Source organism: Mediterraneibacter sp. NSJ-151 (assembly GCF_022487435.1).
Taxonomy (GTDB): domain Bacteria; phylum Bacillota; class Clostridia; order Lachnospirales; family Lachnospiraceae; genus Schaedlerella; species Schaedlerella hominis.
Genome location: NZ_JAKVPP010000001.1, coordinates 22,206 through 41,946 on the forward strand (window position 1 = coordinate 22,206; position 19,741 = coordinate 41,946).

Sequence of the window (19,741 nt, forward strand, 5' to 3'; positions counted from 1 at the left end):
GTTTATGCGGTTAAATCAAAATAAATCTTAATGTTTTCTAATACATCTGTTGGAGCTTCAAGCTGTGGCAGATATTTTGTCTTATCAATCTCACAAATTTCAATTGCAGGTAATTGATTTTGATACTGGCTTGCTGCAAGACTATATTCTGGATTGCCATTTCCTACAATAATAAAGATACTATTGTCAATTTTTGACAGACAGTTTAATACATTTGCATTTGTAAAATTAGAACAAATATTAGCGTATAAATATCTTCCGTGAGATTTCTCAGACTGAGATGCTTCTACATATGCGGCTAAATCCCTCTTCTTGAATTTACAATGATCATAGAAATAATCAGTCATAAAATTCTCTTCAATACGATCTTTACTTACTAATAAATTGTAAATAAACGTTCCGATTATAGGAGTGCAGAGAATATATTTTAACACTTTATTATAATGCTTTGGTGTTTTTGAAGCATCAATAATACTCTCAGGATTAATCAATAAAATACGATCAATAACAGTATCATCATTTGCACAAGTCATCAATGCGATAGATGCGGAATGACCGGTGGATATAATATCTGTTTTTTCGCCAATGACATTTTTAATAAAATCTGTCAGTAACTGTACATACAAATAATTTGTATAAGTCAAATTTGGCTTTTCAGACAATCCGCAACCAAGCAAATCAATAGTGTATACAGTATTTGTCTTTGCAAGATCATTTTTTATCTTATTCCATTCGTAAGAAGAACTACAGACATTTAAATCATGAACTAACAAAATCGGAGAACCGGAGCCTTCTTTTGTATAAAAAATGCGGCCGTAAGTCCAATCGTAATAATTCTCACCATTCTTGGCAAGAATATTATCTATAGTAGAAATATGATATATGAATCGATTAAATATATGAAGTGCACTTAATGTACCAGCTGTTATTGCAGATAAAGTTAAAAATTTCTTTTTAAAACTCAAAAAAATCAACCTCCTGACATTTTGAAATAGTGTATTTGGATTTTTACTTTTTGAATTTACAGTTGTAAAATCATATCTATTATACTACAAAATGAGAATGGATAAAACCTTTTCCAGATGAAAAAACTAAATTAATAAATTGCAAAATGTTTCACGTGAAACATTTTTGTGAAACTTCACAACAGAACAATAAAATAATGTTTCACGTGAAACATTTTAGAGAAAAAAAGATTTGCAGTAGAATCTCTTTTGGTTTGGTGATATAATATGGAAGTAACGCGAAAGGAGTACAAAAATGAGTAGAATTATCGCTATTGCAAACCAAAAGGGCGGAGTTGGAAAAACAACAACGGCAATTAATTTATCATCTTGTCTTGCAAGTTTTGGAAAAAAAGTTTTGTCAATTGACCTCGACCCACAGGGAAATATGTCGAGTGGACTTGGCGTAGATAAGGATGAAGTGGAATATAATGCGTATGATTTAATCATAGGTAATGCAAAAATAGAAGATTGTATTTGTAAAAATGTAATTGAAAACTTAGATGTACTTCCTTCTAATATAAATCTGTCGGCAGCAGAAATTGAATTAATCGGTGTTGATAATAAGGAGTTTATTATTCGAGACGAAGTGGCAAGAGTAAGAGATAATTACGATTATGTTATTATTGATTGTCCACCGGCATTGAGTATGCTTACAATTAATGCAATGACTACAGCGGATTCAGTTTTGGTTCCAATTCAATGTGAGTATTATGCATTGGAAGGATTAAGCCAATTAATTCATACAATCGAACTTGTTCAAGAAAGATTAAATCCTTCTTTGAAAATTGAAGGAGTAGTCTTTACAATGTATGATGCACGTACAAATCTTTCGCTGCAGGTTGTAGAAAATGTAAAGGATAATTTGGATCAAACGATATATAAAACAATTATCCCAAGAAATATCAGACTGGCAGAGGCTCCTAGTTATGGTATGCCAATTAACCTGTATGATCCAAAATCTACAGGTGCAGAAAGTTATATGTTACTGGCCGAAGAAGTAATCAACAAAGGGGAGGAAGACGACTGATGGCGGTAAAGAGAAATGGACTTGGAAAAGGACTGGACAGTTTGATTCCAAATAAAAGCGATAAGCTGACAAAACCGGAAACGAAAAAGAATAATAGTGAAGTAAAAGTATCTCCGGCTAAAAAAATAAAAGAAGACCCGAAAGCTAGTGAAATATTATTAAAGATTAATCAGGTCGAGCCGAATCGTGATCAGCCAAGAAAAGAATTCGATGAAGATGCATTATTAGAACTTGCAGATTCAATCAAACAATTTGGTGTTTTACAGCCATTATTAGTTCAGAAAAAGAAAGATTATTACGAAATCATTGCAGGTGAAAGAAGATGGAGAGCTGCAAAACTGGCGGGATTAAAAGAGGTGCCGGTTTTAATCAAATCTTATACAGATCAGGAAATAGTTGAAATATCATTGATTGAAAATATTCAACGTGAAAATTTAAATCCTATAGAAGAAGCAATGGCATTTAAACGTTTGTTGGAGGAATTTCATTTAAAACAAGATGAAGTGGCAGAAAGAGTGTCAAAGAGTCGTACAGCAGTAACGAATTCTATGCGACTTTTGAAATTATCAGATAAAGTAAAACAAATGATTATAGATGATATGATCAGTACAGGACACGCTCGTGCACTTCTTGCAATTGAAGATGAAGAACAACAATATTTACTTGCTACAAAGATTTTCGATGAGAAACTGAGTGTTCGAGAAACAGAGAAACTTGTTAAGTCTTTAAAGAATCCTAAAAAAGAGGTAAAAAAGACAACTTCGGAACATCAGTTTATATATAATGATATTGCTGAAAAAATGAAATCCATTATGGGTACAAAAGTAAATATCAATGCGAAAGCAAATGGAAAAGGAAAAATAGAAATTGAATATTATTCGGAAGAAGAACTTGAGAGAATATATGATTTGATGATGACAATCCATAATGTATAAATGTAAAAAGAAGATATATAGATAGTGAAAGGTGGATTTTGTCAAATATGAAAATAGATCCGATGTATTTGATTATAGCGTTGTTTTTAGTGCAGGTAGTTCTGTTTATACTTTTAATCAATATCAATATGAAGTATAATCGATTAAAAGCAGCCTATACAACATTTTTGAAAGGAAAAGACGGAAAGAATCTCGAAGAGAGTTTCTTTGAAAAATTTAGTTTATTAGATGAAGTAGAGAAAATTGCAAAAGAAAACAAAGAGGAAGTCAGAAATCTTAGAAAACAAGTGCAAAAGACATACCAAAAAGTTGGAATTGTCCGTTATGATGCATTTAACGAAATGGGAGGGAATTTAAGTTTTGTACTTACTATGTTAAATGATCAAAACAGTGGATGGCTATTAAATGCAATGCATAGTCGTGAAGGTTGTTATACTTATATTAAAGAAATAATAAACGGAAAGAGCTATGTGGAATTAGGTGAAGAAGAAAAAGAATCTTTGGAGCGTGCAATTTTCCAAGAAGTATATGATATAAAAGATGTAGATTTTAAGAAAACAGCAAAAAGGGCATAATTGTCCAAAATAATTAAAATGTATAAAATCTCAAAACAGAGTAAGAGGAGGAAGATGAGATGTTAGATATTAAATTTGTGAGATCAAATCCGGAGGTTGTAAAACAGAATATTCGTAACAAATTCCAGGATGCAAAATTACCATTGGTAGATGAAGTGTTAGAGTTAGATGCAAGAAACCGTGAAATTAAACAGGAAGTAGAAGCTCTGAGAGCTGAAAAAAATAAAATTTCTAAACAGATCGGTGCATTGATGGCACAGGGCAAAAAAGAAGAAGCAGAAGAAGTAAAGAAACAAGTTGCTGCTAATGGAGATAGAATCGAGGCTCTTTCAAAAGAAGAGAAGGAAGTAGAAGAAAAACTGAAAAAAGATATGATGACAATTCCAAATATCATCGATCCATCTGTACCGATTGGTAAAGATGACAGCGAAAATGTGGAAGTAGAACGTTATGGTGAGCCAGTTGTTCCAGATTTTGAAATTCCATATCACGCAGAGATTATGGAAAGTTTTGATGGTCTTGATCTTGACAGTGCAAGAAAAGTTGCAGGAAACGGATTCTATTATCTGATGGGAGATATCGCAAGACTTCACTCAGCAGTAATCTCTTATGCAAGAGACTTTATGATCAACCGTGGATTCACATATTGCGTACCACCATTTATGATCAGAAGTAACGTAGTTACAGGTGTTATGAGTTTTGCAGAGATGGATGCAATGATGTACAAAATCGAAGGTGAAGATTTATATCTGATCGGAACAAGTGAGCATTCTATGATTGGTAAATTTATCGATACACAACTTACAGAAGATCAGCTTCCACAGACATTGACAAGTTACTCACCTTGCTTCCGTAAAGAAAAAGGAGCACATGGTATTGAAGAACGTGGAGTATATCGTATTCACCAGTTTGAAAAACAGGAAATGATCGTTGTCTGCAAACCAGAAGACAGCAAAGAATGGTATGATAAATTGTGGCAGAACACAGTAGATCTCTTCAGAAGCATGGATATTCCAGTACGTACATTAGAGTGCTGCTCTGGAGACTTAGCAGACTTGAAAGTAAAATCTGTGGATGTTGAAGCATGGTCTCCAAGACAGAAGAAATACTTCGAAGTAGGAAGCTGCTCAAACCTTGGCGATGCACAGGCTAGAAGACTTGGAATTCGTGTGAAAGGAAATGATGGAAGCAAATATTTTGCACATACTTTGAACAATACAGTAGTTGCACCACCAAGAATGCTGATTGCATTCCTTGAAAATAACCTTCAGGCAGATGGTTCTGTGAAGATTCCAGAGGCATTACAGCCATATATGGGTGGAAATACAGTTATCGTTCCAAAACATAAATAATAAGAAGATAAAGAAAAATCCCGGAGCAATCCGGGATTTTCTGGAGAAATAGATGCATCAATATTTAAAAGCTATTGGCTTTGGAAAAATTCAGTCGAAGAAAGAATTAAAGCAATTATTAAATCAGGTGGAACAGGAATGTACACATCAGATGGTTGTGTCGTATTCAGACGATACAGATTACTGTGAGCTGCAAAAAGAATATGGACAGTGTATGGGAATTACAGTTTGCGGTGAGTTAGATGGAGAAGATTGTTTTGAAGCAGATTACTATTTCCCGTATTTTGAAGGTAGCGGAATTACAACATATTCTGAAGTATCGATAGAAAGAAGAATTGAAAAAGAAGCATATGTAGGGATATGTGAAGATTCAAAAGTAGGAATCAGTTTGATATTTCATGTGCAGAACGGCGTGGAATACATGAAAGAAAAACAGCTTGGTTTTCTTTCGCAAGAACAAACATCTGTAACCTTTTCAGGACTTGCTCTTGACGGAAAAATTTTATTTCCAATAAAGAAAAGCGAAGTGCAGGTCAAGCAGGAACAAGAAAATTCTAGGAATCGTAAAAATCTGCTAAATGCAGCCAGACAAGGAGACCCAGGAGCAATCGAAACATTGACATTGGATGATATGGACATATATTCTAAGGTATCCCGAAGACTTATCACAGAGGATGTATTTTCAATCGTAGATACATATTTCATGCCACATGGTGTAGAGTGTGATGTGTATTCAATCATGGGTGAAATATTGGCAGTTCGTGAGCGGGAGAATGTGCTTACAAAAGAAGTGGTATATCAGATGAAATTAGATGTAAATGAGCTGCAGTTTGATATTTGCGTACCAAAGAGTAAGGTGCTTGGTGAGCCGGAAATCGGGCGCAGATTCAAAGGAAAAATCTGGCTGCAGGGATATATTAATTTTTAAAAAGGATATATAAATTTAGTTGAATTTAGAAGGCACGAGTGTTAAAATAGTAAACGTGATGCACTCGTGCATAAATAAAAAGAGAATAAATTCTCTCAAATAGGATGTGTCGTCATAGCTCAGCTGGATAGAGCACTCGCCTCCTAAGAGAAAGCCGAGGCATTCCCCAAAGGGAAAAAATGAAAAACAACTTTCAGTTCGAATCTATTCTGAAAAATGCTAATGGTGACAACAAAGCATTCTCCAAATTGGGGAACGTTCTAATGTTACCAAATCAAAAAAATCTGTAGATTGACAACTCGAAAAAGAGTTGATAATCTTATATATGGCCGAAGGAAAAAATCCCAGAAACCCAGTAAAATCAAGGGTTTGCGGCATGTGTCGTCATAGCTCAGCTGGATAGAGCACTCGCCTCCTAAGCGAGGGGTCGGAGGTTCAAATCCTCTTGGCGACGGGCTTCAAAGCGTTCGAAAATGTTAGCTGGATTAGCTGACAGCGAACGCTTTTGTTATTTTCTAATCACGTTCGTGACATGAAATTCCATTCAAAATGATTAATTTCCAGCTAACGCAATCCGATTTTTGTTAGCTGACAGCTAATCAAAATTACCGGTTTGCAAACATGGGTTTTAAGAAGTCCAGCTAACATTTGGGTTCCGCTCCGTTGTCACCCCTTATTCGGGGATGTAAATCAGAGAAAAGGCGGAAAAAGAAACAATCTCTCCCAAACCAGCAAACATGAATTAGCTGAAACAGTATTCAATTCTATTAGCTACAGCTAATGGTCAAACAGCAATGTCTGTTTGGAACTTTACTATCTATAAAAGTTCCAGGCAGGCATTTTTTAGTTCCTGAATCCTGGAGGAAAGGAGTCAAGATGACTGAACCAAACAGGCAATCAGGAGTAAACGAAGAAAGAATCATAGAAATTGAGATTGAGCGTCTTCGACCGTTCAAAGAGCATCCGTTTCAAGTGAAAGATGATAAGGAAATGTTTCTTCTGCAGGAAAGCATTGAGAAGTATGGAATATTAAATCCGCTGATCGTCAGACCGGTACCGGATGGCTACTATGAGATCATATCCGGCCACAGAAGAAAACATGCTGCGGAGAAACTGGGATATCGTAAAGTACCGGTGATTATCCGGGTATTAAGTGAAGATGATTCCATTTTAAGTATGGTGGATTCTAATCTTCACAGAGAACGGATCAGCTATAGCGAAAAAGCTTTTGCTTACAAACTGAAGAATGACGTACTAAAAAGAAAAAGTGGTCGAAAAAAGAGCCAAGTTGACCACAAAACACCAAGAAAACGATCGATAGATATTATCAGTGAGGATTGTGGTGATAGCCCAAAACAAGTGCAGCGTTATATATCACTGACAAAGCTTATACCGGAAATGTTGCAGAAACTGGATGATGAGATTATTTCTTTTTGTTCGGCAGTAGAGATTGCTGCATTGAAAGAAAATGAACAAAGAGAACTGCTTAAAGCAATGGATTATGCACAGGCGATTCCGTCACTCTCACAGGCCCAGAGGATCCGGCAACTGAGTAAAGAAAAGCAGTTGTCACTGGAAAAGATGGAAGAAATCATGTGTGAAGTTAAAAAAGGTGAGATCACCAGAGTAGCATTTACCAATGAGCAGCTACACAAGTATTTTCCAAATTCTTATACACCGGCAATGATGAAACGGGAAATACTGGCACTGCTAAAATTATGGAAAAAAGAATCATGGGAAAGTTAAAGGAGGAAGAAATCATGTGTAAAGTTACATCCGTAGTAAACCAGAAAGGTGGAGTCGGCAAGACCACCACAACCGTAAATGTAGGTATTGGACTGGCAAGAGAAGGAAAGAAAGTGTTGCTGATCGACGCGGATCCACAGGGAAGTTTAACCGCAAGTCTTGGATATGAGGAACCGGATGATCTTCGCATCACATTGGCAACGATCATGATGGATGTCATCAACGAAGAAGAAATCTCTCTGGAAGATGGGATTTTACATCACCAGGAAAATGTAGATTTTCTCCCGGCAAATATTGAGCTTTCCGCACTGGAAGTAACGATGGGAAATGTTATGAGCAGAGAAATGATCATGAAAGAATATATCGATGCGATACGATGCCGATACGATTATATCCTGATTGACTGTATGCCGAGCCTTGGTATGATGACAATCAATGCACTGGTCTCTTCCGATTCTGTGTTGATACCTGTGCAAGCCGCATATCTGCCGGTGAAAGGACTTCAGCAGCTGATCAAGACCATTCTTACAGTAAAGAAAAGACTGAACCGGAAACTGGCGATTGAGGGCATTCTCCTGACCATGGTAGATTCCAGAACCAATTACGCAAGGGATATTGCATCGAGAGTACATACAACCTACGGAAGTCAGATCGAGGTATTTGAAAATGTGATCCCGATGTCTGTAAAAGCTGCTGAGACCAGTGCAGAGGGAAAAAGCATCTACATGCACTGCCCGAAAGGAAAAGTTGCCGAAGCATATAAGAACTTAACACAGGAGGTTTTGAAAAATGAAAAATAGAAGTGGCGAAAAGATTAAACTGGCAAGCATTGATGAACTGCTGGGTGTGGTAAATGAAGAATCTGCAATGGAGATAGAAATCAGTAAGATCCATCCGTTTAAAAATCATCCGTTCAAGGTGCTGGATGATGAAAAGATGCAGGATCTGGTTGAAAGTGTAAGGATCAATGGAGTACTGACACCGGTACTGCTTCGAATGGATGATAATGAAGAATATGAAATGGTATCCGGTCACAGAAGAATGCATGCAGCACAGCTTGCAGGACTGACGACAATTCCGGCAATCGTAAGAGAATTATCGGATGATGATGCGGTGATTGCGATGGTGGACGCTAACATTCAGCGAGAGGAACTGTTACCGAGTGAGAAAGCATTTGCATATAAGATGAAAATGGATGCTATGAGAAGAACAGCAGGTCGTCCGACAAAAGAAAATACCCGACAAAATGTCGGGAATTATGAGACGGCAGATCTCATTGGAAAGGATAATGGAGAAAGTGGACGACAGGTTCAAAGATATATTCGCCTCACGGAATTAATACCAGAACTTTTAGATCTGGTAGATAAGAAAAAGCTCCAATTTACAGTTGCTATTGATATCTCCTACATCGATAAGGAAGTACAGGAATGGATCTACGAATATATCCGCGACACCGGATTTATCAAGCCAAAGCAGATTGCAGCACTTAGAAATCAGCTAAATGATGGACCAATCAATCAGATCCAGATGTTATCAATTTTCAATAACTGTGTGATGGCAAAGAAAGTATCCCGGTCTCTTACTTTCTCAGAAAAGAAACTGACAAAGTATTTTCCGGATGATTATACAGCCAAAGATATGGAGCAGGTGATTGAATCATTATTAGAAAAGTGGATGCAGGAACAGTCCTGTTAAGGAGAGAAAAAGCTAAGAAAACAATGTCAAAGAAGTTTAAAAAGAGGACTTCTTAGCAGAAAATGAAAGGAGGAAACTATGGAGAAAAAAATGACATTTAATTATTTTTACGGTACCGAAGCTGATCAGTTCAGCTTCTACCGCATACCAAAAGCATTATTTACAGACAGTTATTTTAAAGATTTATCGAGCGATGCTAAAATTTTATATGGACTGATGTTGGATCGAATGTCTCTTTCCATCAAGAATCAGTGGTTTGACGACAAAAACAGAGCATATATCTACTTTTCCATCGAAGATATCATGGAATTACTGAACTGTGGCAGAAATAAAGCCATTAAATCCATGAGAGAACTGGATGACGAAACAGGGATTGGCCTGATTGAGAAACGCAGACAGGGATTTGGAAAGGTGAACGTTATCTACGTGAAAACCTTTATGCCTGAGAAAACAGATGAGAAAAAATTTGAAGAGGAATTAAAGAAGTTTAAAAAACAAACTTCTGTGGAAAATGAGGAATCTACAGAAGTTTACATTTCAAACTTCATGAAGTCCCAAAATCAAACTTCTAGAAGTCCCGAAAACAAACTTCAAGAAGTTTACATTTCAAACCCTAATAATACTAATCTTAGTGATACTGAAATGAATGATAATAAATCTAATCCTATCATATCTGTGGATGAGAAAAGATTTGATAGCGATAATTGCTCTGAGGATTATCAGGCTTATGAAAACCTTGTCAAAGAGACCATTGATTATGAATCACTGGAAGTAACCCATCATGACGATATGCGACAGGTAGATGAAATCGTGAACCTGATTGTAGAGACTGTGATGTGTAAAAATGACAAGATCTTGATTGCCAGCAACTGGTATCCGGCATCACTGGTGAAGAAAAAATTTCTGATGCTGACCTATTCACATATCGAGTATGTCTTACACTGTATGAGTGGTAACACCACAAAGGTGAAGAACATCAAGAAATATTTATTAGCAGCCCTGTTTAATGCACCGTCAACGATGAACGGGTATTATCAGGCAGAGGTGAACCATGATATGCCAGGACTGGCAAGATAGGAGGTGCACATGTTTATTTTAAAACTTGCTGGGAAGATATTATTACTGCCGGTATGGCTGATCCTTTTTGTGATCGGCCTGGCAGTAAAGATGACAGTACAGACTTATGCGGTTGTCAGAGGGATCCTTGGGTTTATATTCACTTTGTTGATTATAGCGACTGCATACTGTTACCATGACTGGGCACAGGTTGCATTTCTGTTTTCGCTGAGTGTAATTCTGTATCTGATCCTTTTTGCAGGAGTGTTCGTAGATACTGTACTGGACATGACAAGAGAACGTATTATTGATTTTATTATATCGTGAGGAGGACATGAAAATGAGCGAAAACAATGATTATATTCAGTTACCACCACTTAAAAAAGACACACCGTCCGATGTGATAGCATTTATGTGGGAGTACATGAAAGTACCGGAGGATTCAAGAGAAAAAGTTAAGAATCTGCTTAAAGATGCAAATGAAAATGGCGTAAAATTAAGTCATCAGGCACCAACACTGTATGATGTTGTCCCAAAAGAAGAAATTGCTGAATTTGAAGAGCTTATGCGCAAAACCATAGCTGACATTGTATCAGAAGCCAGTAGCGTTGCCTGTTGGGTGTATGTGCAGAAATATGTGAAGCACAAAACCCTAAACGAAATGCTGCAAGAATTGCCAGACGTAGGTCAATTCATCCTAGCTATGGATACCTGGTTTGAAAAACTGATGGAGAAATAATCTAGGAAAATAGTTTAAAGTTTACATGTTATGATCATGTATGAAGTTGGAACAAAATAAAAGAATTGTGATATAATATTGTTCAAGAAAAAGCTCATTGACATATTTCAATCTATTTAGGAGGATAAACGATCATGTGTACAGCAGCAACTTATAAAACAAAAGATTTTTACTTTGGACGAACCCTCGATTATGAATTCTCTTATGGTGATCAGATAGTAATTACACCACGTAATTATGCGTTTAATTTTCGCCATGTTGGCGATATGAAAAATCATTATGCAATTATTGGAATGGCTCATGTTGCTGAGGATTATCCTTTGTATTATGATGCTATGAATGAAAAAGGAGTGGCAATGGCAGGACTGAATTTTGTCGGAAATGCTGTTTATGCCGCGATTAAGCCAGATGTGGAAAATATTGCACAGTTTGAATTTATTCCGTGGATTTTAAGTCAGTGTTCTTCTTTAGTTGAAGTTTGCGAGCTTCTTGAACGAATTAATATTGTTAATACTCCTTTCAGCGAGCAATTACCATTAGCACAATTACACTGGATCATTTCTGATGAGAATGAGTCAATTACGGTAGAATCTATGTCAGATGGTTTGCATATTTATGACAATCCAGTAGGAGTGCTTACGAATAATCCGCCATTTCCACAGCAGATGTTTCAACTAAATAATTATATGTATTTATCTCCTAAACAGCCCAGAAATACTTTCTGCGAAAATTTGGCTCTTGATGCATATAGTAGAGGTATGGGAGGATTAGGTCTTCCGGGAGATCTCTCATCTTCCTCACGCTTTGTACGTGTAGCTTTTACAAAGGTAAATGCAATTTCAGGTGAATCAGAGGAAGAAAGCGTTAGCCAATTCTTCCACATTCTCGGATCTGTGGATCAGCAACGAGGATGTTGCGAAGTAGCGGATGGAAAATATGAAATCACATTGTATACGTCGTGTTGTAATGTTACAAAAGGTATTTATTATTACAATACTTATGAAAACCATCAGATCAGTGCAGTAGATATGCATGTAGAAAATCTGGATAGTGATAAAATGATTTGTTATCCAGTAATTCAAGGAGAACGAATCAACTATCAAAATAAATAATGTTTTGAAATCAGGGATGAGGTAGAAAGGAAAGTTCCATGACAAAAGATGAAGTAAAAAAACTCAGGATGAACAGTCCGGAATCACTACAGTTTTTAAATAATGCTACAAAATTTTATAATTTAATGATGATGTATCGTTGTGCTATTCGGGAGATACAAACTAAACTTGAGGTTTTGGATGATGAATTTTCAGTTGAGAACAATCGAAATCCTATTTCTTTTATAAAAACAAGAATTAAGCAGCCCAATAGTATTTACGATAAACTACAGAAGATGGGATATGAATTTACAACAGAAAATATACAGACATATCTCAATGATGTAGCAGGCGTTCGAATAGTTTGTGCGTTTATTGACGATATTTATATGATATCAGATTTGATTACCCAACAGGATGATATTAAAGTTATTGAAATAAAAGATTATATAAAAAATCCAAAATCGAATGGTTATCGAAGCTATCATATGATTGTTGAAATACCAGTATTTTTTGCTAAGGGTAAAACACCTATGCGTGTAGAATTACAGATTCGAACCAATGGTATGGATTTCTGGGCAACATTGGAACATCAACTTCGCTATAAAAAAGGAATTGAAGAAATGCCTGGCTATGATGAGATAAGTGAAGAATTACTTCATTCTGCAAGAGCTATCATTGAAGCAGATAATGAAATGCAGAGAATAAAAGACAAAATTGGTATGTTCCACGAAATTTAGGGTGAAAACTGAGCAAGTAGGAAGGTGGAATATATATGAAACAAGATACTTTAGAAGGCAAAGCAAAAACAAAAAATGGGGTAAAACGGCTGTGTTTTTCCATAATCTGCATTCTTCTGGAAGTGATTTTTATTATTACTATCGTAACACGCTTGAATGAATATGCAGAAATCATAAATTTATTTACAAGGATTTTGGGTGGAATCTTGGTTTTGGGATTGTACGCATCAAATAAGACATCCTCTATGAAAATGCCTTGGGTCATCTTAATTCTAATTTTCCCAATTATGGGTGTAGGCCTGTATTTGTTGATTGGTTTGAATGGTGGCACACATAAAATGCGTGAGCGATACGCAGAAATTGATAGCAAATTGTTACCAATGCTTCCGGACAGTCAGGAGTGTTTGAGCAAAATAAAAGAAACAATTCCGAAAGCAGGAAATATAGCAAGTTACATACAAAGAAATTCGCAGTATCCAATCTATCAGAATACGGACATTGTGTATTTTGATGAAGCAGTGAAAGGACTAGAGGCACAGCTTAAGGATTTGGAGAAAGCACAGAAGTTTATCTTTATGGAATATCATGCGATAGAAGACGCTGAAGCATGGCATAAGATTCAAGATGTTCTGGAAGAGCGAGTAAAAGCAGGTGTGGAAGTTAGAGTATTCTACGATGATATGGGTTCTATAGGCTTTATTAACACAGATTTTGTGAAAAAGATGGAAGCAATAGGAATTCATTGCCGTGTATTCAATCCGTTTATGCCAGGTTTAAATCTGTTTTTGAACAATCGTGATCATAGAAAAATAACAGTTATTGATGGAAAAGTCGGATTTACAGGTGGATATAATCTAGCAAACGAATATTTTAATTACACACACCCGTATGGACAGTGGAAAGATACAGGTATTCGTTTAGAAGGAGATGCTGTTCAGTCGCTTACGGTGACATTTTTGGAAATGTGGAATGCAGTAAGTGATAAGGATGCTAATGATTCTGATTTTAGTAAATATCTTTTCCACTATGATTATGCGGCACAGCAAACTGGGTTTGTTCAACCTTATGCAGACAGCCCTATGGATAATGAGCAAGTAGGAGAAGAAGTTTATATCAGTATGATAAATAAAGCTGAAAAATATTGTTGGTTTATGACTCCATATCTAATCATAACAGATGAAATGACGCATGCGTTATGTCTGGCTGCTAAGCGAGGGGTAGACGTAAGAATTATCACACCTGGTATCCCTGATAAAAAATTCATTTATAATATAACTCGTTCTTTTTATCATGGATTAGTTAAACATGGTGTTCGTGTTTATGAGTGGACTCCTGGTTTCTGCCATGCAAAAATGAGTGTGGCAGATGACTGTATGGCAACTTGTGGAACAATTAATCTGGATTATCGAAGTTTATATCACCATTTTGAAAACGGCTGTTTTATGGCAGATTGTCAGGCAGTTGTGGAAATAAAAAATGATCTGATAAGAACGATGGGAGAATGTCGTGATGTGACAGACCAATATCAAACCGGACGAAGTGCATATTTGCGACTGGGACAATTATTTATGAGATTATTTGCTGGATTGCTATAAGAATCTGATGAAACGACCTTTCAAAAAACAGTTGATTTAGAAGTTAACTGTTTTTGAAAGGCCGTTTTTGCTATATCTAACAGTCTGTTGTACAAAGAAGATTTTGCATGGATAGTGATTAATACAACGGAGTAAGAAAAGCTCCTTCATATATTAGAATAAAAATATGACTGTTTCATTAAAAAGAAGCCGGTCATATTTTTTATGAAAAATAAATTTTGTTGAGGTTAAATTGAGATTGACTTTGTATTGTATAAGTATGAAATAAAAAGGAATCAGGTGATGTACAATGAAAAAGCATAAAATATGTAAAATCCTTCTTGTTATACTGGCAATTTTTTTATGTGTGGCTTTTTATGAATTGCTCGGAATCTGCGTTGCATATAAAAAGCAGCCGGAAGTGTCCAATACAACCAAAAAAGAAACAAAAAATGGGTCATGGAACGAATGCAGTGAAAATACAGAACGGGCAGTAATCATAGAAAAGAATCCAGAAGCGCTTTTACAAAGAGTGCGTTTGATTAAGAATGCAAAAAAGGAAATTATTCTTTCTACTTTTGCATTTCAATCCGATGAAAGTGGAAAATTGATTTTAGGAGCACTGCATGATGCGGCAGACAGAGGTGTACATATTCGTCTGTTAGTAGATGGAATGGAGAGCTGGATTGATATGGAAGGAAATCCGTATTTCTATGGATTATCTTCCCATGAGAATGTTGAAATTAAACTGTATAATAAGGCCAATCCGTTGAAACCGTGGAAAATGATGGGTAGAATGCATGATAAATATTTGATTGCAGATGGAAAGAGATATATTCTTGGGGGAAGAAATACATACAATTATTTCCTGGGTGATTTTCCGGGACATAAGAACTATGACAGAGACGTGTTAGTGGTTTGCGATGAACCTGAGAAAGAAAATTCAGTTAACCAGTTGTCAGAGTATTTTGAAACCATATGGAATCAGGAAGACAGTGATTATTTTCATGACAATAAAAAACTGGCAAATAGAAAATCTGTAAAGAACGCAGTTTTAGAGCTGCAGAACGGCTATCAGAAATATTTTGAAGAGAATAAGGAAAGAATCTGCGATACTGATTACACGGACGAAACTTTTGAGACAGAAAAGATTGCATTAGTGTCAAATCCTATTCACACAGGTTCCAAAGAACCAGTAGTGTGGTATCAGTTGGGAGAATTGATGAAAAATGCAAAAAATCGTGTGAAGATCCACACGCCATATATTATCTGTAATGATATGATGTATAATACATGGGAGGAGATTGCAGAGAACGTTTCAGATTTTTCTATCATGACAAATTCAGTTGCGAATAATGGGAATCCATTTGGGTCTGCCGATTATGCGAAAAACAGAAATAGAATCTTAAGTACAGGAATTAATATCTGGGAATATGAAGGCGGTTATTCATACCACGGAAAAAGTATTCTGATTGACGATGATCTGTCTGTAATCGGTTCCTTTAATATGGACATGAGAAGTGCATATCTGGATACGGAACTGATGCTTGTAATACGCAGTAAAGATATTAATAAACAGTTGGAAGAGGGCATGATGGAATATGAAAGAGTGTCCCGCCAGGTATTGGAAGATGGAACCTATCGTGATCCATATCATGTAGAGCCAATCGAATTAACAAAGAAACGTCAGAGAAAAATATTTTTGGTACAGCATCTGCTTGGATGGGCAAGGTATCTGTTTTAATAAGGAGGAAGGAAAACGTGTTTCAAATATTGATTGTAGAAGATGATAAAGAATTAAGCCAGCTATTCCAAAAAGTGCTTGAGAAGAATGGATATCAAGTCAAAAGTGCATCGGATGGAGCACAGGCATTAGAAGTATTGGATAAGGAATATATTGATCTGATCATTTCTGATATTATGATGCCGGTTATGGATGGCTATGAACTGGTGTCAGAACTTCGCTCAGCAGGATATCAGATACCAGTGCTTATGATCACTGCGAAAGGTTCCTTTGATGATATGCGCCAGGGATTTCTTTCGGGAAGTGACGATTATATGGTAAAACCGGTAAATGTGAATGAAATGGTTTTAAGAGTCGGAGCACTGCTTCGCCGTGCACAGATACTGAATGAACACAAAATTGTGATCGGTTCAACAGAGTTTGATTATGATGCAATGACGGTTACAACTGATAAGGAAAGTCTTGTTTTGCCTAAAAAAGAATTCCTGCTTTTATATAAGCTTGCAACTTCGCCAGGCAGAACATTTACAAAACAACAGTTGATGGATGAAGTATGGGGATACGAGACGGAGGCAGACCCACATACGATAGAGGTACATATAGGAAGAATCAGAGAGCGTTTTAAAGATAACCCGGATTTTGAAATTGTAACAATGCGTGGAATTGGATACAAGGTGGTGAAAAAATAATGGAACAAAAGAAAGAAAAAGGATTGCGGATCCGATCCTGTCTGACTGGTGCAATCTGGCTGGCACTTGTATTTTCAACAGTTATATCTGCTTTATTATTTGCTTTTTTGAATCATTTTTTTAATCTGCCGGGCAGCATACCTGTGCTTGGCTGGCTTTTGATTTTCAATACATTGATTGCAGGGCTGATCACTTCCTTTATTAATGCAAAGTTACTGGAACCAATTACTAGGCTTAGTAAAGCAATGAAGGAAGTTTCTCGGGGAGATTTTGAACAGCATTTGGAAACGAACAGCCGTATAGCAGAAGTTGGAGAATCTTATCAAAGTTTTAACGTTATGACAAAAGAACTTCGTGCAACAGAGGTGCTGCAGATGGATTTTGTATCTAATGTTTCTCATGAGTTTAAGACCCCGATTAATGCCATTGAAGGATATACAATGCTGCTTCAGGGAGAAGAACTGTCTCCGGATCAAGAGGAATATGTAGAAAAAATCTTATTTAACACCCAAAGACTTTCCGGATTGGTTGGTAATATTTTGCTGTTATCCAAGTTAGAGAATCAGAATATACCAATGAAAAAAACAGAATATCGTCTGGATGAACAGATCCGCCAGGCATTTCTTTCATTGGAAACAAAATGGACAGAAAAAGAAATTGGTTTTCAGGTAGAATTGGAGGAAGTTAAATATACTGGGAATGAAGGACTTTTTATGCATATCTGGATAAATCTTTTGGATAATGCGATTAAGTTCAGCCCTTCAAAGGGGACAATTACGATGTTTCTGAAACAAGAACAGGGTTCTGTTAAGTTCATTCTGGAAGATGAAGGACCAGGAATAGAGGATGATGTAAAATCCAGAATATTTGACAAGTTCTATCAGGTAGATGGATCTCATAAAGCAGAAGGAAATGGCCTAGGTCTTGCACTTGTAAAACGGATTGTAGATAGTGCCGGAGGAACAATCAAAGCAGAAAACCGTGAATATGGTGGATGCAGATTTGTTGTAGAGCTTCCAATACAGAAAGATGAGGCCATATAAGTTTAAGAAAAACAGATAAAGGAGGAATTACATGACATTTTATCAGGAATTGCAGTTAAATCAGGCAGGTTCTAAAAATCTGTTGAAAAAGAGTGAAACAGTGAAAGAAAAATCATATCATATACTGGTATATTTGGTAAAGATAGCTGTTACAATGGCATTTTGTTTTTTATTTGTTACTATTTTCAGTATCTTATTTGGAAATGAGAATAGTATTGTGGGTGTAGTAGTTTTATTATGCCTTATGGTATTTCGGAATGCGGATCTGGGGATCCACACCGGACAATCTACGATGCTTTTGGCTTTGTTCTTTGTAATTATGACTGTATGTCCGCATTTAGCAAATCAGTTTTCACCGGTATTGGGAATGCTGTTAAATATTGCGGCACTGGCTGTGTTGATTCTGTTCGGATGCCATAATCCATTCATGTTTAATCAATCTACATTGGTTCTTGGGTATCTGCTGCTATATGGTTATGATGTTACGGGAAAAAGCTATCAGATGCGATTAGTCGGAATGGCTTTAGGTGCAGCACTTACCTGCTTCGTATTTTATCGAAATCATAAAAACAGAACTTATAAAAGAAATCTGAAAGATCTGATACAAGAATTTGATATCACTTCTTCCAGAACAAAATGGCAGATATGTCAGATTTTATGCGTACCGATTGTCCTTTGCATTGCAGAACTTTGTAATATGCCACGTGCAATGTGGGCTGGTATTGCGGCCATGTCCGCGATTTTGCCATTTATGGAAGATATGCACTACAGAGTCCGTAAAAGGATTGTCGGAAATATTGCAGGTGTTATATGTTTTACAGTATTATATTTTCTGCTTCCTTCGTCAATCTATGCATATATAGGAATTCTTGGTGGAATCGGTGTAGGACTTTCAGCACAATATGGCTGGCAGGCAGTATTTAACACATTTGGTGCTTTAGCCATTGCTGCAGAGACTTATGGACTACAAGGAGCGGTTAGTCTTAGAGTGATTCAAAATGTTTTTGGTGTTGTGTTTGCATTAGCATTTTGTGTTATATTTTATTGGTTTATGTCAAAAAAAAAGGAAAGTGAGGCGACCGTACATGCAGAGTGAAGTGAATCAGGAAGAAAATTTGAATAGAATTATTACGGTTCCTAATCTTCTTTCTTTTTTTCGGCTTTGCCTGATTCCGGTAATTATATGGAGCTATTGTGTAAAGAAAAATCCTCTGTTAGCTGGAGAAATCTTATTGCTGTCTGGTCTTACGGATCTTGCTGATGGATATATCGCAAGAAGATTCCATATGATTAGTAATTTGGGAAAAATACTTGATCCGGTGGCCGATAAGCTGACACAGGCAGCGATGTTAATCTGTCTGTTTACTCGGTTTCCGCATATGCTTCTTTTAATCGTAATAATGGCAGGTAAGGAGCTGTATATGGCAGTCAGTGGATGTCTTGTGATACGAAAGACAGGAAAAGTACACGGTGCAGACTGGCATGGAAAGATAGTAACCTTTTTATTATATGGAACTGCAGCGGTGCATATTATATGGTTCCACATTACACCTATGGTATCAGATCTGTTGATTGGTTTGTGCGCTATAATGATGGTCATATCGGTCGCTCTGTATATTATCCAGAATACCAGGACTCTTAAGGGAGAGACTGTATAAGCAATTTTATATTGCAATGACTAGAAAAATATTTAGGAGAATATTGATGAGATAAAGAAGGATAAAAACTTAACCTGGATAGAATCAGAACAGATAATTTTTGCATGGCTGGATAAAGACAATCAGGTTACTCCGTTAACGG

At 36.4% G+C, this 19,741-nt stretch carries 20 protein-coding genes and 1 tRNA gene; 20 read left to right on the top strand and 1 reads right to left on the bottom strand.

The features are described 5' to 3' along the window. Positions 1 to 2: 2 nt before the first annotated feature. The gene (locus LQE94_RS00110) at positions 3 to 965 is read right to left on the bottom strand and encodes an alpha/beta fold hydrolase (protein WP_240576691.1); all 963 of its coding nucleotides are present in this window, start codon (positions 963 to 965) and stop codon (positions 3 to 5) included. Positions 966 to 1,260: 295 nt separating this feature from the next. On the opposite strand from LQE94_RS00110, the gene LQE94_RS00115 reads away from it, so the two are divergent. The 20 genes from LQE94_RS00115 to LQE94_RS00210 all read left to right on the top strand — a co-directional run bounded on the left by LQE94_RS00115 (position 1,261) and on the right by LQE94_RS00210 (position 19,599). After that, positions 1,261 to 2,034, top strand: a complete 774-nt coding sequence (locus LQE94_RS00115) for a ParA family protein (RefSeq protein ID WP_186865590.1) — start codon at positions 1,261 to 1,263, stop codon at positions 2,032 to 2,034. Further along, positions 2,034 to 2,969, top strand: a complete 936-nt coding sequence (locus LQE94_RS00120) for a ParB/RepB/Spo0J family partition protein (RefSeq protein WP_240576692.1) — start codon at positions 2,034 to 2,036, stop codon at positions 2,967 to 2,969. The genes LQE94_RS00115 and LQE94_RS00120 overlap by 1 nt, the downstream gene beginning before the upstream one ends. Positions 2,970 to 3,016: 47 nt before the next feature. Further along, on the top strand, positions 3,017 to 3,544 hold the full coding sequence (locus LQE94_RS00125) for a DUF4446 family protein (protein WP_118725177.1): 528 nt from the start codon (positions 3,017 to 3,019) through the stop codon (positions 3,542 to 3,544). 59 nt (positions 3,545 to 3,603) lie between these two features. Continuing rightward, complete coding sequence (serS, locus tag LQE94_RS00130) at positions 3,604 to 4,896, top strand: serine--tRNA ligase (protein ID WP_022074903.1); 1,293 nt, start codon at positions 3,604 to 3,606, stop codon at positions 4,894 to 4,896. A gap of 52 nt (positions 4,897 to 4,948) precedes the next feature. Beyond that, a complete protein-coding gene (locus LQE94_RS00135) occupies positions 4,949 to 5,824 on the top strand; it encodes a DUF3881 family protein (RefSeq protein WP_022074902.1) in 876 nt (291 codons plus the stop codon). Positions 5,825 to 6,204: 380 nt separating this feature from the next. Then, positions 6,205 to 6,278: transfer RNA gene (locus tag LQE94_RS00140), tRNA-Arg, on the top strand. 326 nt (positions 6,279 to 6,604) lie between these two features. Further along, a complete protein-coding gene (locus tag LQE94_RS00145; protein ID WP_240576693.1) occupies positions 6,605 to 7,570 on the top strand; it encodes a ParB/RepB/Spo0J family partition protein in 966 nt (321 codons plus the stop codon). 14 nt (positions 7,571 to 7,584) lie between these two features. Next, a complete protein-coding gene (locus LQE94_RS00150; RefSeq protein WP_240576694.1) occupies positions 7,585 to 8,370 on the top strand; it encodes a ParA family protein in 786 nt (261 codons plus the stop codon). Further along, complete coding sequence (locus LQE94_RS00155) at positions 8,360 to 9,265, top strand: ParB/RepB/Spo0J family partition protein (protein ID WP_240576695.1); 906 nt, start codon at positions 8,360 to 8,362, stop codon at positions 9,263 to 9,265. Before LQE94_RS00150 ends, LQE94_RS00155 begins: the two co-directional genes overlap by 11 nt. 78 nt (positions 9,266 to 9,343) lie before the next feature. Beyond that, positions 9,344 to 10,342, top strand: coding sequence for a DUF6017 domain-containing protein (locus LQE94_RS00160; RefSeq protein WP_240576696.1), 999 nt, complete (start codon positions 9,344 to 9,346; stop codon positions 10,340 to 10,342). 9 nt (positions 10,343 to 10,351) lie between these two features. Next, positions 10,352 to 10,648: a hypothetical protein gene (locus tag LQE94_RS00165; protein WP_096240164.1), complete on the top strand. Its 297-nt coding sequence runs from the start codon at positions 10,352 to 10,354 to the stop codon at positions 10,646 to 10,648. A gap of 7 nt (positions 10,649 to 10,655) precedes the next feature. Continuing rightward, positions 10,656 to 11,060, top strand: a complete 405-nt coding sequence (locus LQE94_RS00170; protein WP_096241593.1) for a hypothetical protein — start codon at positions 10,656 to 10,658, stop codon at positions 11,058 to 11,060. 134 nt (positions 11,061 to 11,194) lie between these two features. After that, a complete protein-coding gene (gene bsh, locus LQE94_RS00175) occupies positions 11,195 to 12,172 on the top strand; it encodes a choloylglycine hydrolase (RefSeq protein ID WP_173819156.1) in 978 nt (325 codons plus the stop codon). 38 nt (positions 12,173 to 12,210) lie between these two features. Continuing rightward, positions 12,211 to 12,891, top strand: a complete 681-nt coding sequence (locus LQE94_RS00180) for a GTP pyrophosphokinase (protein ID WP_005360232.1) — start codon at positions 12,211 to 12,213, stop codon at positions 12,889 to 12,891. 35 nt (positions 12,892 to 12,926) lie between these two features. Further along, positions 12,927 to 14,486: a cardiolipin synthase gene (gene cls / locus LQE94_RS00185; protein WP_118062279.1), complete on the top strand. Its 1,560-nt coding sequence runs from the start codon at positions 12,927 to 12,929 to the stop codon at positions 14,484 to 14,486. 289 nt (positions 14,487 to 14,775) lie between these two features. Beyond that, positions 14,776 to 16,209, top strand: coding sequence for a phospholipase D family protein (locus LQE94_RS00190; protein ID WP_055195602.1), 1,434 nt, complete (start codon positions 14,776 to 14,778; stop codon positions 16,207 to 16,209). Beyond that, entirely contained in the window at positions 16,188 to 16,898 is a 711-nt protein-coding gene (locus tag LQE94_RS00195) for a response regulator transcription factor (RefSeq protein WP_055195604.1), read from the top strand. The genes LQE94_RS00190 and LQE94_RS00195 overlap by 22 nt, the downstream gene beginning before the upstream one ends. Then, entirely contained in the window at positions 16,898 to 17,941 is a 1,044-nt protein-coding gene (locus LQE94_RS00200; RefSeq protein WP_240576697.1) for a HAMP domain-containing sensor histidine kinase, read from the top strand. The genes LQE94_RS00195 and LQE94_RS00200 overlap by 1 nt, the downstream gene beginning before the upstream one ends. 31 nt (positions 17,942 to 17,972) lie before the next feature. After that, positions 17,973 to 19,037: an FUSC family protein gene (locus LQE94_RS00205; protein WP_005360242.1), complete on the top strand. Its 1,065-nt coding sequence runs from the start codon at positions 17,973 to 17,975 to the stop codon at positions 19,035 to 19,037. Then, positions 19,027 to 19,599, top strand: coding sequence for a CDP-alcohol phosphatidyltransferase family protein (locus LQE94_RS00210; protein WP_006427153.1), 573 nt, complete (start codon positions 19,027 to 19,029; stop codon positions 19,597 to 19,599). The genes LQE94_RS00205 and LQE94_RS00210 overlap by 11 nt, the downstream gene beginning before the upstream one ends. The last annotated feature ends 142 nt before the right edge of the window (positions 19,600 to 19,741 follow it).